This is a genomic window from Spirulina sp. LEGE 11439 (genome assembly GCF_059821285.1).
Genome location: NZ_JCAMRX010000038.1, coordinates 22,215 through 37,964, shown reverse-complemented (window position 1 = coordinate 37,964; position 15,750 = coordinate 22,215). Strand labels below are relative to the sequence as shown.

The following is a 15,750-nucleotide window of genomic DNA, read 5'->3' as shown; positions in this document are numbered from 1 at the left end:
CTTTCCCCTCTACGCGCTCGTGTAATGAAAATAATTCGATGATTAATCAAATTTTAGCACTGCGGTCTGCAAATGATTTCTGAGTGATAAGAATTACACTTCTTTGTCTGAAATTGCGAGATAATGGATTGTAGTCAACTTTTATCTTAATTTTGCTCGCTTCGAGTTAGGGTATCTCTTCCATTCTTCATTGAGAAAATTTCTCTTGCTGTCATGCTCCCAAAGCACAACAGTTGTCATTGGCTAAAAATTCATGAACCTTAGAGTCTCTTGGTTTCTCTCTGCACTATTTGGCGCGATCGCCTTATCCCACCAACCTCTTTTGGCTCAGTCCATTACCTCCGGAGGGGATGGAACGACTGTCATGCCAGTCGGTTCAGCCTATGACATTGACGGAGGAACTCTATCGGGAGACAATCTTTTCCATACTTTTCAGAAATTTGGACTGGGTGCGGGAGAAACCGCTAATTTTATCGCCGACCCTAACATTATGAATATTTTGGGGCGTGTCGTCGGGGGCAATGCTTCTATTATCAATGGACTCATACAAATTTCTGGCGGAAGCCCCAATCTTTTTTTATTGAACCCTGCGGGAATTATCTTCGGCTCCGGGGCTTTTCTCAACGTCCCCGGTGATTTCACCGCTACAACCGCTACGGGAATTGGCTTTGGAGGCGATCGCTGGTTTAATGCCTTTGGAAACAACGATTATATTAATTTAACGGGAACGCCTTTAGAATTTGCCTTCGATCTGGAGAACCCGCGCGGCATCATTAATCTGGCTGATTTAACCGTCTATGGAGGAGATTTGACCCTATTAGCGGGAACGATCGCCAGTGAGGGAAATCTCGCCGCCACTAATGGCAATTTAGTTGTCGCCTCAGTCCCGGGAAGCAGCCTGATCCGTATTTCCCAAGCCGGTTCCCTCCTGAGTTTGGAAATTGAACCCCCAAGAAATGCCGATGGCATCATTACAGAAATTACACGATTAAATTTACCGGAATTATTAACAGGAGATGGCTTAGACACGTTATTAAGTCAAGCTGGTTCAGACCCGAATTTAGTCGTTTCTGGGGATGTTTGGGGGATAGATGGGGAAGGGAGAGATATCCTTGTTTATGCCGATGGCGATTTAATGCTGAACGGCCGTTGGAGTACGGCAAATGATTGGGGGGATGCGGGGAATATTGCCCTAGAAGCTGGAGGCAATATTTTTACCGGGGATCTCGATGCCTCTTCTTATGAAGGAGAAGAAGATAGCGGCCGAGGTGGAGACATTTCCCTCTCTGCGCGGGAGAGTATTCTTGTTTATGGCGCGATCGATACTCGCAGTCTCGCAAATTTTGGCATCTCTCAAGATGGCGGCAATGTTAGCCTTAATGCTGAAAATGGCTTTATTGCTGTGGTTGATAAAATTATTACTAGCAGTTCCGATGCCAATGCCGGCGCGATCGCTCTCTCTGCCAACAGCACGATTTACACGGATAATTTAACAGCGCGTTCCCTCGGATATGGCGATGGAGGAGAGATATCCGTATCAAGCAATTTCGGTCATGTTTTTACGGGTGATATTAATGCCGCTTCTGAAAATGGTTGGGGAGGGAGTGTCGCGATCGCAGCACAAGAAACTATCTCGACAGGCAATATTATTACCCGTTCGATCGCTGGAGAGCAAGGAGGCAATATCTCTCTATTTAGCGCATACGAAAGTATTGGCACGGGATTTCTCAATGCTTCTGCACCTCAAGGCAACGGCGGCGATATTAGTCTGAGAGCGATGGGAGATATTTCTATTTCCTATCTGAAAACCGAAGGATTCTATTTTGGTGGGATGACCCATATTTCAACGGATTCTTATTTCCGCGCCACCGATTATTTTCTCGCTCAAAATGGACTCTTTGCCAGTCTCTCCACGGCGGGAAATTTTGAAGGAGGAGCAATTTCTATCTATCATGGTGGTAGTTTCTTTGAAGTCGGCAGCGCTGGGCTAAACGGCACAGCAGGCGCGATTACAACCGGGCAGTATTCAATTTTGCCGTACCAGTTGTTTGACTCCGAATTTCAACAAGGCAATATTTTTATTAGTAACAACGATCCTTTTATTGATACTGAAATCGCCGAAGAGACAAATACCAATCCTGAAAATATAGAATTTGAAGAAAACTTATCTGAGGAATTTAACTTTGTTGGAGAACATACCGGACTTCAGCAAGAAGAGCTAGCCGGAGAAATTGAAGACAATCTCGAAGAACACTTCACAGAAGAATTTACCACGTATTTAGGCATCGGTGATGTTGCTAATGTCACCCCCGAACAGGCGCAACAAAAGCTCAGAGATATCGAACAATTAACTGGCATTAAACCTGCTTTAGTTTATGCAGTCTTTACCTCGGACGAGGTTGCCGATAATGGGATTAAAAGTGCAACTAAAGCTGAAGAGCAAACACTTTGGCAATATCCACAAACCAATACAAACCACCAAAATTTCTTACCCAAGAATCGGAATCGACGCAGTACGGATCGCTTAGAATTAATTGTCGTGACATCAGAAGGCGGTGTGATTCGCAAAACTTCCCCAGCGACACGAGAACAAATTCTCAAATCCGTTCGCGATTATCGCCGCAACATTACGAATTTACGCCGTCCCGGTGCTTATTTAGAATCTTCCCAAGATTTGTATCGGTTTCTCATCGCGCCTTTAGATAGCCATTTACAGGCACAAGGAATTAATAATCTTTCCTTTATTATGGATGCCGGATTGCGATCGATTCCCCTTGCTGCCCTTTACGACGGTCAAAAATTTGCGATCGAAAAATACAGTTTGGGAATGATGCCCAGTTTGAGTTTAACCGATACCAGTTATAGCGATATTCGCAGCCAAAAAATTCTGGCTATGGGTGCAGAAACCTTTGTCAATCAAAGTTCGTTACCGGCAGTTCCAGTTGAACTGGAAATGATTACTGAAAGTTTGTGGCAAGGGACGGCTTATCTCAACGAAGAATTTACCCTCGATAACTTTCACGCCGCCCGAGAAAAAGGAGATTATAATATTGTACATTTGGCCACTCACGGAGAGTTTAAATCCGGTGCGCCGAGTAATTCTTATATCCAATTTTGGGATAGCAAATTGCAGTTAGATCGCTTGCAGGAATTAAAACTCAATAACCCTCAAGTCAATTTATTAGTTCTCAGTGCCTGCCGAACGGCCTTAGGAGACGAACAAGCAGAATTGGGCTTTTCGGGATTGGCTGTCATGGCTGGCGTGAAAAGCGCAATGGGTAGTCTTTGGTATGTGAATGACGAAGGAACATTAGCCTTTATGTCCCAGTTTTACGATCGCTTGCAAACCCATTCCACTAAAGCTGAAGCCCTGCGCCAAGCACAACTCGCCATGTTAAACGGCCAAATTCGCGTTAAAGACGGGCAATTAATAACCCCACTCGGAACAGTGGCTCTCCCCTCAGAATTAGAAGGAATCGGCGATCGCAATCTGGCTCACCCTTACTATTGGAGTGCCTTCACGCTCATTGGCAATCCTTGGTAACGAGCAAAGGGAACGAGCAGATTTTGCTCATTCCCTCCTCTTTTCTCATTGTTTGGTCGAGCGATCGGCTTTTTGCACGGGTTTGGGAATATTCGCTCGCGGTCCCCTCGGTACTTCATTTCTTGGCTGGTAAGACTTCTTATAAGGTTTGCCTTTGGTAAATCGTTTCTTCCGTTTAAAGACTTCACCCAGATTGTGAGCCTCTTGGATCGTTAAGGCCGTTCCTTGGCGAAGAATATGCACATCCCAAAAGTGTCCTAGCACTCTGCCTCCTGCTAATATTCCTTTGAGATTCAGTTTGAAATATTTTTTCTTATCCGATTCTTTGCGAGGGATTTGCGAAATTTTAATGATGATGCTTTCTTCTTCTTGAGAATAAAAAATAGCTTCCCCTCGAACTGAAAAATAGCCATCTTCTACAGGTACGATCCTGTTGGTTGTTTCGCTGGGCTGGTCGGAATCGACTTCATTTTCATTCGCTTCAAGGGTTTCGGGGTGCAGTAATTCCGGTTCCCAAACCCCAGTAATTTGAACGTGCAGCATTTCATCTTGTTGGCGCGTGCGAGGATATACAACCCAAAGATGAGATTCTTCTAAATTCAAATGATTTTTAATGAGGCTGATCGTTCGTCCCAGCAAAACGGCATCGATTTCGGTACCGTCTTCACCCAGAAGAATCCCTCGGGTTAATTGTTCGTCGGCAGGTTTATACCAACCGCGAACCAAACCGATCGCTCGATACTGTCTTGGCTCGCTGGGTGGGGGAATGGGTTGTTTGCGCGGACTGCGGGTAGAAGCAATATCTGGCGTTTCGGCGGTCGTTTCCACGGGAAGAGGTTGAGTGTTGTTGTTCATTTCAGTGCTGTTATCGGCACGGGGTGGCAAATTAGACACGGTAGATAACGATGATGATTGGCACAAACGCGCTCCGGCAGACGGATTCGCGATAATGGGGTTTCGAACTCCTCGGGAAAGAGGCATGATTCAATCCTCGCTGCGAATAAGCATTTTACCTTGACAGGCAAACGTTAGTACAGACTGATGAATCCCGCTCTAGTTTCCCTCCGGATGAGTTTTCACCGGGTTGCATGAAGCTAGCCGGGTCAGTCTGCCTATTGTACTCAATGCAGGGGCTTTAGCGGTATATCCGTATAGTTTTGTAGAAATCTTTCCCCCAAACGACAAGTAGTAAGCGAAATTCGATCGCTGATAACTGATAACTGATAACTGGTGATTGATAACTGGTGACTGGTGACTGGTGACTGGTGACTGGTGACTGGTGACTGGTGACTGGTGACTGATAACTGGTGACTGGTGACTGGTGACTGGTGACTGGTGACTGATAACTACCGTTCCATTTCGGGGTTAAAAATTTCGCTCAATCCTTCTCCCACGAGGGAAAGTCCTGTCACCATCAGGGTCATAGCCAAACCCGGAAATAATGCCGTCCACCAAATTCCCGTGGGTAAGGAATCTAATGCCAATTTTAAATCGTGACCCCATTCGGGGGTATCCAAAGGCAATCCCAGTCCCAAAAATCCCAAGCCTCCTAAAATTAAAATGGCATCGGCGGCATTCAGGGTAAATAACACGGGAACGCTTTGAATGACATTAAGAAATAAATAGCGAGATAGAACTCGCGTTGGCGTTGCACCCATCCCTCGAGCCGCTTCGATAAAAAGTTCGGTTTTTACGCTGGTGGTATGATTTCGCACTACTCGATAATATTGGGGAATATAGGAAATACTGAGAGCGATCGCAGCATTTCCGACCCCTCTCCCCACGACAAAAGCCAATGTTACGGAAAGGAGCAACCCCGGTAACGTATAAATCGTATCCATTAAAAATAAAATAATGCGATCGATCTTCCCTCCCAAATAGCCGCTAATCAGTCCCAAAGGAACGCCGATCGTTAACGACAGAGAAGTTGCTAAAATCACCACTTGCAATGCCACGCGAGAGCCAAATAAAGTCCGAGAGAAAATATCATACCCTTGACGACCCGTGCCAAACCAATGTTCGCGACTGGGAGGCTCGTGAATGGGATTACCTAAAAATGTGGTGGGGTCTTGCAACCATCCCCATGCTTGAAAGACTGGAGCAAAGATGGCGATAATGATAAAAAAAGTCGTAATAACGAACCCGACGAGCATGAGCCGACGGGATAGAGAAGGATAAGTTAAAAATTGTAGCCATCGAGGTTGTTTGTTGAGCGATGCCGTCATAGTTAGGGATCGGGAACTAAGGGTTGGAAGTTAGGCATTGGGGTTTAGTTTATCATTCAGAGCGTAGTAACTAATAACCAATAACTAATAACCAATAATAAAAATATCCCAGTTCGTAAACTGAACTGGGAAACAACAATTGCAACTATACAAATAAATTCACACCGACGATCTTTGAGTTTGCCAAATATGTTGCTTGAGATGCACTTTTAGCTCATGGTCGCATTGCTGCGATCGTAGGATGATCGAGAAGCAGAACTGGGTTTGCCTTGAATGCTATTAGAATATTGTGTTGTGTCAATGTCCATCCCAATTTCAGCAGCCGCACGTCCTAACATGGACTCTTGACGGTTGCGGATAAGTTTGGTGTGACGCATCATTAAAGCACGGGCTTGATTTTTAGTATCCATAATTTTGATCTCCTGATTGCCGACCTCGTAAAATCGAGTGCTGTTTTTTGCTCATGTTTTTACTATATCGGAATATTCTGTAAAAAATGATACAAAATAGAAATTTTAAACAAAAATTAATAATTGCTTTGGGATGGGTCTGCGATCGCGTTCCCGTCCCGATCGCGAGCAAAACTGGAAAGGGCGGTAAAGGCAGAATGCTAGGATTATGATGATATACAGAGAGAGCGATCGCGCATCATCATATTTAAGCTCCCAAAAAACTTAGATTCTTCTGTATTGATATTCGCGTGCATCCCTCAAATCCTGCCGAGATCGGCGGAATCATTCCGTAATGGTATTTTTTAAGAGGCAAAAATGAGCGCTTGTCAAGTGGTTCTTCGATATTTTTCTCCAGTTTTAGCGATCGCGCTACTTGCGGGTATGACGGGGAGAGCGATCGCTATAACTCCCGCTACAGATGGCACGGAAACGCAAATTACGCAAATAGGCGATCGCTTTGATATTGAAGGGGGAATGCTTTCAGGAGATGGAAAGAATCTTTTTCACAGTTTTGACCGATTTGGTTTAAATGCTAACGAAATCGCCAATTTTCTCTCGAGTCCGCAAATTCGCAACATTCTCGGACGAGTTACGGGGGGAGATGCTTCCATTATTAATGGGCTAATTCAAGTAACAGGTGGAAACTCCAACTTATATTTAATGAACCCAGCAGGCATCATTTTTGGGCAAGGGGCAAGTTTAAATGTTGGAGGGGATTTTTTCGCCACGACGGCTACAGGAATTGGCTTCAATGGCAATTGGTTTGAGGCAATGGGAACGAATGATTATAAGGCTTTGAACGGCGATCCCAATCAATTTGCCTTCGATCTCGCCCAACCCGGATCGATCGTTAATGCGGGGAATTTGGCAGTGGGAGAGGGACACAATTTAACCCTGACGGGGGGCATGGTTGTCAATACGGGAACATTAACCGCAGAGAGAGGAAATATTGCGATCGCAGCGATACCGGGAACGAGTTTAGTGAGGATTTCTCGTATGGGAACTCTCTTAAGTTTAGAAATTGAACCGCCTCGGGATAGAAAGGGAAATATGACTGCGTTTGATGCCCTCGATCTGCCGGAGTTATTGACGGGAAAACAGCCCGATATAGAAACGAATTTAGCCGTTGTCGGGAACAACGTACAAACCCTCGCAGGAACGATTATTCCTACTTTAGCGGGAACAGCGATCGCAACAGGAACGCTTGATGTTACGTCAGAAATAGGAGGAACGATCGACATTTTGGGCAATCGCGTGGCTTTGGTGGATAATGCCCTGTTGGATGCTTCGGGAGATTTTGGGGGCGGAAAAGTGCGACTGGGGGGAGGTTATCAAGGACAAGAGGGTGTTTATAATGCCGACTATACTTACGTCAGTGCTGATGCTCTGATTTTAGCCGATTCTCTTTTAGAAGGAAATGGCGGTAGTGCGATCGCTTGGGCGGATAAAACCACTCAATTTCACGGGGAAATCAGTGCCAAAGGGGGGGCGATTTCCGGCGATGGTGGATTTGTGGAGATTTCTGGGAAAGAAAATCTTCTCTTCACTGGCGATGTTGATGTAGGTGCATCAGTCGGACAAAACGGCACGATCTTATTCGATCCCCAAGATATTATTATCGAACCCAATGATTTTGTCGCAGACAATAATGCAGAGCTAGGCGACCAACAAATTTTATTTGCAGATGGTGGAGCAACTACTTTTGAAATCGATGATGCGACTCTTCAAGGTTTAACTGGAAATGTAACTTTACAAGCAACAAGAGATATTATTTTTGATACCGGTGTCTCTCTAGATGCCTTCGATCTCTTAAATCAAAATTTGACTTTACAAGCTGGCAGCAATATTACCATTCGAGAAAATTTAGAGTTTTCTTTTGGTAATACTCTGACCATGAGTGCAGGAGGAAATATTATCGTTCAAAGCATTCTAGGAATAGGCACGGGAAATATTAGTTTGACCAGTACGGGAGGTAGCATTACTGTCAATGGAGGTATAACAGGAATTGATGGTACTGTAACCTTACAAGCCGCCAATAATCTTCAAATTCAAGGAATTAACGCCAATGGCGCGATCGCTTTAACCAGTACCAATGGTAATATTACGATAGGTTCTAATAAAAGCAATGAGATTATCAGTGGTTATTTTAATGGTGGCAATGCCGGGCAAGTTGTAGTAACAGCTAATAATGGTTTAATTACTCTGAATGGTTGGATTCACTCGGGAGGAACGGGGAAAGCTCAAGGCAGTACGATCGCCATTACTGCGGCTCGTTTCCGTGCTATTAATCCCTTTGATGGAGAAGTTTTAAATATTAATTCCTATAAAGCCTCTGGTGCTGGAAATGCAACGGGACAATTGGTGACAACACCGACCAGTCTTCTCGCTACTCCTGCTAATGTCGTTTTGGGCAATGAAGGGGGTGTGACTCAAACCAATGTCGATACACTTCCAACTGGAAAAATTGTTCTCACTTTTGCCGGAGATCCCAATCCTATTGAAGCAGGAAGCGGTTCGACTTTAATTTCTATCAATTTACTCGAAGATACGACTTTTACAGTCAATAAAACCCTCGGATCGACGGGAAGCGGGACGGAAGGAATTATCGGTATTATGGCAGCAAATATTCCCCCCACGGTTGTCGTTTTGCTGGGAGATGGAGATTTTAGTGCAACTATTCCTGAACTGGATACGGGAACTGTTGCAGAAGTTGCCACACCAACTTTTAGTTTAAGTACAGATGCGATCGCAGCCGGACAAAATTTAGAACGCGACGCTTCAGGTTGTAGCACTGTTAATAACGAAACCACAGATAATGAGAGTTGTGAAATCGTAGCAAGAGAAGAGGTGCGATCGCTTTTGACTATTGAAGAGTAAAAGAATTTTGCTATACGATTCTGCAACAAAATCGCGCTAACATTAATCAGCGATCGCAAATCAAACGCGATCGCTTTCGGGAATTTCCCCCCTTGTATTTGTAGACTGCTGACAAATTTAGAGGAAATGACAATGGCGCGACGATGTTGGGGGTGGTTGGGGAAGAGTTTGCAAATTTTGATGATATTAACGCTATTGGGTTACAGTGCGATCGCATGGCTGTTGTTTCTCCATCAACGGCGCTTTATTTTTAATCCCATGTCCGCGATCGAATTAACGCCTGAAGCCTTAAATCTTTCCTCTTATGAAGAAGTGTGGATTCCTGTTGAGAATAACGGGAAAATAGAGCATTTGCACGGCTGGTTTTTAGAGTCGAGTTATTCTCCTTGGGGAACATTGCTTTATCTGCATGGAAAAGGAGGAAATATTAGCACGAATATCCGTCAAGCGCATTATTTTCAAAAACTGAGTTTATCGGTTTTCTTATTTGATTATCGAGGATACGGACGCAGCGAGGGAGAATTTCCGGGAGAACAGCAAGTTTATCAAGATGCAGAAATCGCTTGGAATTATTTGCGAGAACAGCGTCAAATTCCCGCCGATCGCATTTTCATTTACGGACATTCCCTTGGTGGTGCGATCGCGATCGAACTCGCAAAAAAACAATCGCAAGCGGCGGGTTTAATTGTCCAGAATTCCTTTACTTCTCTGCTGGATATGAGTCGGCGTTCCTTTCATTTTCGTCTCTTTCCGATTAATTTTCTCCTCAGACATCGTTTTGATTCTATTGAGAAAGTACCAGATCTAAAAATGCCCGTTTTATATATTCACGGTGCAGAAGATGACTATGTTCCTCCGCAAATGAGTCAAACATTGTATGAGCGATCGCCGCAACCTAAATCACTTTTGCTCGTTCCAGGTGCCAATCATAATAATGGAAATTTGTTTTACGATCGCCCTCTGTATAGCCAAAAAATCCTGCAATTTATTCGACAAGCCAATAATTAACTAAAATCGGTAAATGGGTGTGCGATCGCAATCTCCGAGAGTGACAGACGTGGGATATAATTGCGATCGCTTTTTCATTTGAATTTATTCTCAACATTCTACAAATAAACTAGAATTAACATGAAAGAAATCAGCTAATTTTTTAGCTTGCGCTTGACTAATTTTACATTTTTCTTCAAAAACATCGAAAACAATCTCTTTCGAGCCAAAAATATTGATTAAATCTGCTGCTTCTAGATTTCTTGCTTCCATTAAATGCAGCAATATTGAATGCGGTGTCGATCCGTCCATTGGATAATGTTCGTCTTCGTATTTTTCAATTAAAGCAATCAAAAGATTGAGTAACAAAGATTCTTCTAAAGTACGATTTTGACGATGTGAGAGTTGTTCGGCTAATGCGATCGCTTTTTCATTCTCTTCCTCAGTTTCGATTACTTTAGGTTGATATCGAGCCAGCAAATCGCCGTAAGTTTCGCGGTTAAAAGTAAAAGTCATTTTTCCAGTCCTCTTTATCGTATTTTGCGTGAGTTAAGATGTATTTAATGTAAATAATTTGGTCTTGATAAACAATATCTACGATTAAGCGATATTTATTGCCTTTGATATTGAATACGGTAAAATTGCCAACAGCTTCAGCTTGAGGATAAACAGATTGAACTTCTACTAAATTCGACCAATTTGCTTGACTGGCTGTTTTATACCAGCTATTCAGAGCACCTCGACAGTCTGAATGTATTTTGTAGAATTCTCTCAGCTTTTTTCGACTGATAACGTGCATCGGGAAAATTCTCCATAATTTTTATGATTTTATCTCATTGATTCATTTCCTCCTTGTTGCAGTGCAATCTCCCAATCTGAGATTAAGAAACAAAAAGCACGATCCACTTGTGCAATTTGACATAATGAAATTTTGCAATATTCTAACTCTAACTCAAAAAAATTAAGGATTTCCAAAATATCTTCTTTATATTCTTCTGAATACTTAATATATAATTCAACTTCTTCAAGATATTGCAAAGATTTTAGAACTTGAAGAGATTCTTTATCAATTTCAAAGATTTTGAGATTTCTAAGATTTGGAAGTCCTAAGAGTGTATGTAGATTAATTGCACTTCTAGGAATCGTTAACGAAGAAAGAGATAAAAAGATACTCAAAGGAGTCAAGTCTTTAGGTATATCCAAATCAAAACTTTGTGTTAAGCAAATATTTACAAATATCTTAAAAGATTCTAGTTCAGATTTTTTTACAAACATTTCCCCTTTAAAGTCTTCCAGAACATCATTTAAACAGTAAACTATCTCTAGGTGATGAAGTTTAAGTATGTTTTTAGGACAATCTTTTAAATGTTTACCTTTGTCAATAAAAAATAGAGTATCTTGAATAATATTATCATCAAACAGTTCTTTTCCAGACAATCTCAGTAGAATTGAAATCATATCTTTCATTTCTAGTAAAGCACAAACTTTAAATTCTTGCTCCCATTGTTCAAATGATTCTACCAACAGTATTGATTCAGTATTATAATACAAATCAAAAAAATTCTTCCATTCGTCACTTAACATCCTCCAATAATTTGAAATATATGTTTTATTGGCTGATTCTAGGTATTCTACATAATTTTCTGTATCTTGTTGATATTTATAACAGTCATTGAGTTCTTGTATTGATTTTTGATGAGTTTGTTGTAATTCGGATTTTTCTTGCTCTAATTCTTGGATCAACAGATCGTCAATTACTTTAATTGCGCGGTAAAGCGGCACAGCAAAAAATTCTCTATCTGAACTTACACGGTATTCTTGTAAAGTTTCATGCACAGTTTTTTCCGTGCTAACAGCATCTTTAAATTTTCTAGAGTATTCAACACGATAAGGGGTAGGGACACTCGTTCCAGAAAGCTCTTTTGCTCGAGTTTCTGGATCGCGAGATGTCCTGCCAATTTTCAAACTTTCCAGAATAGATAGGTTAGACAAGATGTAAATGAAGCCTTCAGACATTTTTCAATGAAAGAGTAATAAACTACTTACCCAAAACAAAATTAACTAACTTACCGGGAACGACGATCGCTTTCTTAATCTCCTTCCCTTCTAAATAAGGTTGCACTTTATCCGAGTCTTTTGCAAAGGCTTCTAACTCCGCTTTTGTGGCACTCGCAGGTACTTGAATCACTGCCCGTTTTTTACCCATGACTTGCACGACTAAAGCAATCTCATCTACTTCTAAAGCTGTCGGATCGTGCTGCTTCCATGCTTGTTGGTGCAAGGAATCTTTACCGCCAATTTTCTGCCATAATTCCTCAGCAAGATGAGGGGCAAATGGAGCCAGTAAAATAAGTAAAGTCTCGATGCCTTCCTCATAAACCGAAGACTCTTTGCACTTAGCATCATTTAAGGCATTGCTGAGTTTCATCATTTCCGAAACCGCCGTATTAAATTGATAATCTCCTTCTAAATCTTCCGAGACTTCTTTGATAGCAGTATGAATGGCACGGCGCAACTTTTTCTCTTCTTTGGAAAGTTCCTTGTTACTTTGAGAATTTCCTTTTTTGTCGGCATATTCATCGACTAAACGCCAAACACGATTTAAGAAGCGAAATTGTCCTTCTACATCTGCATCATCCCATTCTAAATCTTTTTCGGGGGGAGCTTTAAATAAAATAAACATCCGCGCTGTATCAGCACCATATTTACTTAAAACTTCTTTTGGATCGACTCCATTATATTTGGATTTAGACATCTTGACAAAGAAGACTTTTAATGGTTCTCCCGTATCGGGATCGGGGAAAATTTGCAAAGTGTCTCCCGTTTGAGGATCTTTGGGATCTTTGAGATCGATTTTTGACCCAGAAGGTTGCGTGGCAATATATTGAAAATATTGACCGGTGTTGGGATTTTGGAAAGTAATATCCTCGATCGCATTTTTCTCGACTAAGCGTTGATAGGCGATGTTCACATTATTTGCCCTGACATGAGCAGAAGGAACGTATTTATTAGTCTTAGGATTCTTATAGGTTATCCCTTGAACCATGCCTTGAGTTAAGAGTTTTTTGAAAGGTTCGTTAAACTTTAATAAACCGCGATCGCGCAACACTTTCGTAAAGAAACGAGAATACAACAAATGCAAGATCGCGTGTTCGATTCCACCAACATATTGATCCACCACCATCCAGTCATTCACCTTTTCTGGATTAAAAGCTTCTCCTTTATTTTTTGCATCTGTATAGCGCAAGAAATACCACGAAGAATCGATAAAAGTATCCATCGTATCGGTTTCGCGTTTGGCATCTTCATTGCAACTGGGACATTTTACATTAACCCAGTTTTCCATCTTCGCTAAAGGTGAAGGACCTCGCCCACTAAAAGAAACGTCATCGGGCAATTGTACGGGTAAATTTGCATCGGGAACGGGAACCGCACCGCAACTGGGACAATGAATAATAGGAATCGGAACTCCCCAATAACGCTGACGGGAAATCAACCAATCTCGGAGACGATAATTAGCTTGTGCGTTACCGATTTTCTTCTCTTCTAAATACTCAATGACTCGTTTTTTGGCATCAGGGACGCTTAACCCATTCAACACATCAGAATTGTTGAGAATTCCTGTTTGATTATCTACAAATGCCTCGGTTAACGGTTCGGAATTTTCGGGTGTATCTGCTGCTGAAAAGACAACTTGTTTAATCTCTAAATCGAATTTAGTCGCAAATTCAAAATCTCGTTGATCGTGGGCGGGAACTGCCATAATTGCCCCGGTACCGTAATCCATGAGAACATAGTCGGCGATCCAGATGGGAATTTGAGCATTATTAACGGGATTTATGGCATAACTACCCGTAAATACGCCGGTTTTTTCTTTCGTGTCATCCGTGCGATCGATTTCGCTTTTTGCTGCGGCTTCTTTTTGATAAGTTTCTACTGCTTCTTTTTGCTCTGCTGTTATTAATTTAGGAACAAAGGGATGTTCGGGAGAGAGTACCATAAAAGTTGCTCCCCAAAGGGTATCCGGTCGCGTAGTAAAAATAGGAATGGCATCCCCGGCAACGGTTTTAAATTCAACATGCGCCCCAATAGATTTGCCGATCCAATTGGTTTGTAAGGTTTTAACTTTCTCCGGCCAGCCTTTTAATTGTTGCAAATCATCGAGCAATTCATCGGCATATTCAGTAATTTTTAAAAACCATTGACGCAATAATTTCCGTTCGACTTTTGCTCCCGATCGCCACGATCGCCCTTCACTATCGACTTGTTCGTTAGCTAACACGGTTTGGTCAAAGGGATCCCAATTTACTGTCGCTTCTTTTTGATAAGCTAAACCGGCTTGATAAAACTGTAAAAATATCCATTGCGTCCACTTGTAATAATCTGGGGAACAGGTGGTCACTTCTCGATCCCAGTCGAGGGAAAGTCCGAGGGTTTTGAGTTGTTCCCGCATTTGGGCAATATTTTGATACGTCCATTTGCTGGGAGGAATACCACGATCGATCGCCGCATTTTCCGCCGGGAGTCCAAAAGCATCCCAACCCATCGGATGTAACACCCGATAGCCTTGCATCCGCTTGAGACGGGCAATAACATCGGTAATGACATAGTTGCGGACGTGACCCATGTGCAGGTTGCCCGAGGGATAGGGGAACATGGACAACGCATAAAACTTAGGCTTTTTGGGGTCTTCTGGTGTGCGATCGATACCCTTCTCTGCCCAAGTTTGCTGCCACTTTTGCTCTATCTCTGCTGCGTTGTATCGGGACTCCACGACGATCTCTCCTGCTGGGTTGGCAAAGTTGTATTTTATATTGTAAGGGAATTGGCAGACATGGTGTTATCTCATAACCCCAACCAACCTTGCAGAGTGCGATCGAGTTGCTTTGCCTCTACTTCCTTGGATAACCAAACTCTCATGATTATGAAAATGCCGCTAGAATTGGAAGCCGTAATCTTAGCAGGAGGTCTTGGTTCCCGTCTCAGACCTATTGTTAGCGATCGCCCGAAACCAATGGCTTTGGTTAGAGGACGACCTTTTCTCGAGTGGATTCTGTTAGAACTATATCGAGTCGGAGTTCGTCGCATTATTGTAAGTATTGGCTATCTAGGGGAACACATACAATCTTATTTTGGTGATGGTTGCCAGTGGAATTTAGAGATTGTTTATGTTCGAGAATCCGAACCTTTAGGGACAGGTGGTGCAATTCAATCTGCTTTACCTTCCATTCAAGGCCACTCTTTTTTAGTGCTGAATGGAGATTCATTATGTCAATTTGAACCCCAACAACTGATCGAAATCTGCGATCGCCACCAAGCAAAGGCTGCGATCTGGCTGACTCGAGTCGAGAATAGCAAGCGCTATGGTAGCGTGAAGATTAACGAAAACAATGCGATCGTTGGATTTTATGAGAAATCGCAAACTGTCAATACAGGATTAATTAATGCAGGGATTTATTTACTGTCAAAAGATATTTTTTCCTATCCTTGGGGAAAAATTCCGTTTTCAATCGAGAAAGATATTTTTCCTCAATTAGTCGGTTCGGATTTATATGGAGCGATCGGAGATGATATCTTTATTGATATTGGTACACCAGAGTCCTATTTAGCAGCCGATTCATTTTTCTGTCAATATTGGCAAAATCGTTAAATATAAGCGATCGTG

The 15,750-nt window shown here is 42.4% G+C and carries 12 protein-coding genes; 5 read left to right on the top strand and 7 right to left on the bottom strand.

Annotated features, from left to right (window positions below):
- Nucleotides 1–253 precede the first annotated feature (253 nt).
- A complete protein-coding gene (locus AC6RV6_RS21195; RefSeq protein WP_500242871.1) occupies nucleotides 254–3,544 on the top strand; it encodes a CHAT domain-containing protein in 3,291 nt (1,096 codons plus the stop codon).
- 45 nt (nucleotides 3,545–3,589) lie between these two features.
- Here AC6RV6_RS21195 and patR read toward each other — a convergent pair whose 3' ends face one another.
- The 3 genes from patR to gifA all read right to left on the bottom strand — a co-directional run bounded on the left by patR (nucleotide 3,590) and on the right by gifA (nucleotide 6,179).
- Nucleotides 3,590–4,525: a heterocyst master regulator PatR gene (gene patR, locus AC6RV6_RS21190; protein WP_500242870.1), complete on the bottom strand. Its 936-nt coding sequence runs from the start codon at nucleotides 4,523–4,525 to the stop codon at nucleotides 3,590–3,592.
- Between the two features lie 365 nt (nucleotides 4,526–4,890).
- Nucleotides 4,891–5,769, bottom strand: a complete 879-nt coding sequence (locus AC6RV6_RS21185; protein WP_500242869.1) for an ABC transporter permease — start codon at nucleotides 5,767–5,769, stop codon at nucleotides 4,891–4,893.
- Nucleotides 5,770–5,978: 209 nt separating this feature from the next.
- Entirely contained in the window at nucleotides 5,979–6,179 is a 201-nt protein-coding gene (gifA, locus tag AC6RV6_RS21180) for a glutamine synthetase inactivation factor IF7A (protein ID WP_500242868.1), read from the bottom strand.
- A gap of 86 nt (nucleotides 6,180–6,265) precedes the next feature.
- Here gifA and AC6RV6_RS21175 point away from each other — a divergent pair, with 86 nt between their 5' ends.
- The 3 genes from AC6RV6_RS21175 to AC6RV6_RS21165 all read left to right on the top strand — a co-directional run bounded on the left by AC6RV6_RS21175 (nucleotide 6,266) and on the right by AC6RV6_RS21165 (nucleotide 10,106).
- Nucleotides 6,266–6,391 (top strand): hypothetical protein, encoded by a 126-nt coding sequence (locus AC6RV6_RS21175; protein WP_500242867.1) that lies wholly within the window; start codon nucleotides 6,266–6,268, stop codon nucleotides 6,389–6,391.
- A gap of 145 nt (nucleotides 6,392–6,536) precedes the next feature.
- Nucleotides 6,537–9,098 (top strand): two-partner secretion domain-containing protein, encoded by a 2,562-nt coding sequence (locus tag AC6RV6_RS21170; RefSeq protein WP_500242866.1) that lies wholly within the window; start codon nucleotides 6,537–6,539, stop codon nucleotides 9,096–9,098.
- A 132-nt stretch (nucleotides 9,099–9,230) separates the two neighbouring features.
- Complete coding sequence (locus AC6RV6_RS21165) at nucleotides 9,231–10,106, top strand: alpha/beta hydrolase (RefSeq protein WP_500242865.1); 876 nt, start codon at nucleotides 9,231–9,233, stop codon at nucleotides 10,104–10,106.
- Nucleotides 10,107–10,196: 90 nt separating this feature from the next.
- Here AC6RV6_RS21165 and AC6RV6_RS21160 read toward each other — a convergent pair whose 3' ends face one another.
- From AC6RV6_RS21160 to leuS, 4 genes are read right to left on the bottom strand one after another with little or no spacing between them, the layout of a single operon-like run.
- A complete protein-coding gene (locus AC6RV6_RS21160; RefSeq protein ID WP_500242864.1) occupies nucleotides 10,197–10,601 on the bottom strand; it encodes a helix-turn-helix domain-containing protein in 405 nt (134 codons plus the stop codon).
- The gene (locus AC6RV6_RS21155; protein WP_500242863.1) at nucleotides 10,585–10,884 is read right to left on the bottom strand and encodes a type II toxin-antitoxin system HigB family toxin; all 300 of its coding nucleotides are present in this window, start codon (nucleotides 10,882–10,884) and stop codon (nucleotides 10,585–10,587) included. Before AC6RV6_RS21155 ends, AC6RV6_RS21160 begins: the two co-directional genes overlap by 17 nt.
- Nucleotides 10,885–10,913: 29 nt before the next feature.
- Entirely contained in the window at nucleotides 10,914–12,101 is a 1,188-nt protein-coding gene (locus tag AC6RV6_RS21150) for a GIY-YIG nuclease family protein (RefSeq protein WP_500242862.1), read from the bottom strand.
- Between the two features lie 22 nt (nucleotides 12,102–12,123).
- Complete coding sequence (leuS, locus tag AC6RV6_RS21145) at nucleotides 12,124–14,859, bottom strand: leucine--tRNA ligase (RefSeq protein WP_500242861.1); 2,736 nt, start codon at nucleotides 14,857–14,859, stop codon at nucleotides 12,124–12,126.
- Nucleotides 14,860–14,919: 60 nt separating this feature from the next.
- Between leuS and AC6RV6_RS21140 the strand changes: the two genes are divergently transcribed.
- Nucleotides 14,920–15,735: a nucleotidyltransferase family protein gene (locus tag AC6RV6_RS21140; protein WP_500242860.1), complete on the top strand. Its 816-nt coding sequence runs from the start codon at nucleotides 14,920–14,922 to the stop codon at nucleotides 15,733–15,735.
- Nucleotides 15,736–15,750: the final 15 nt, after the last annotated feature.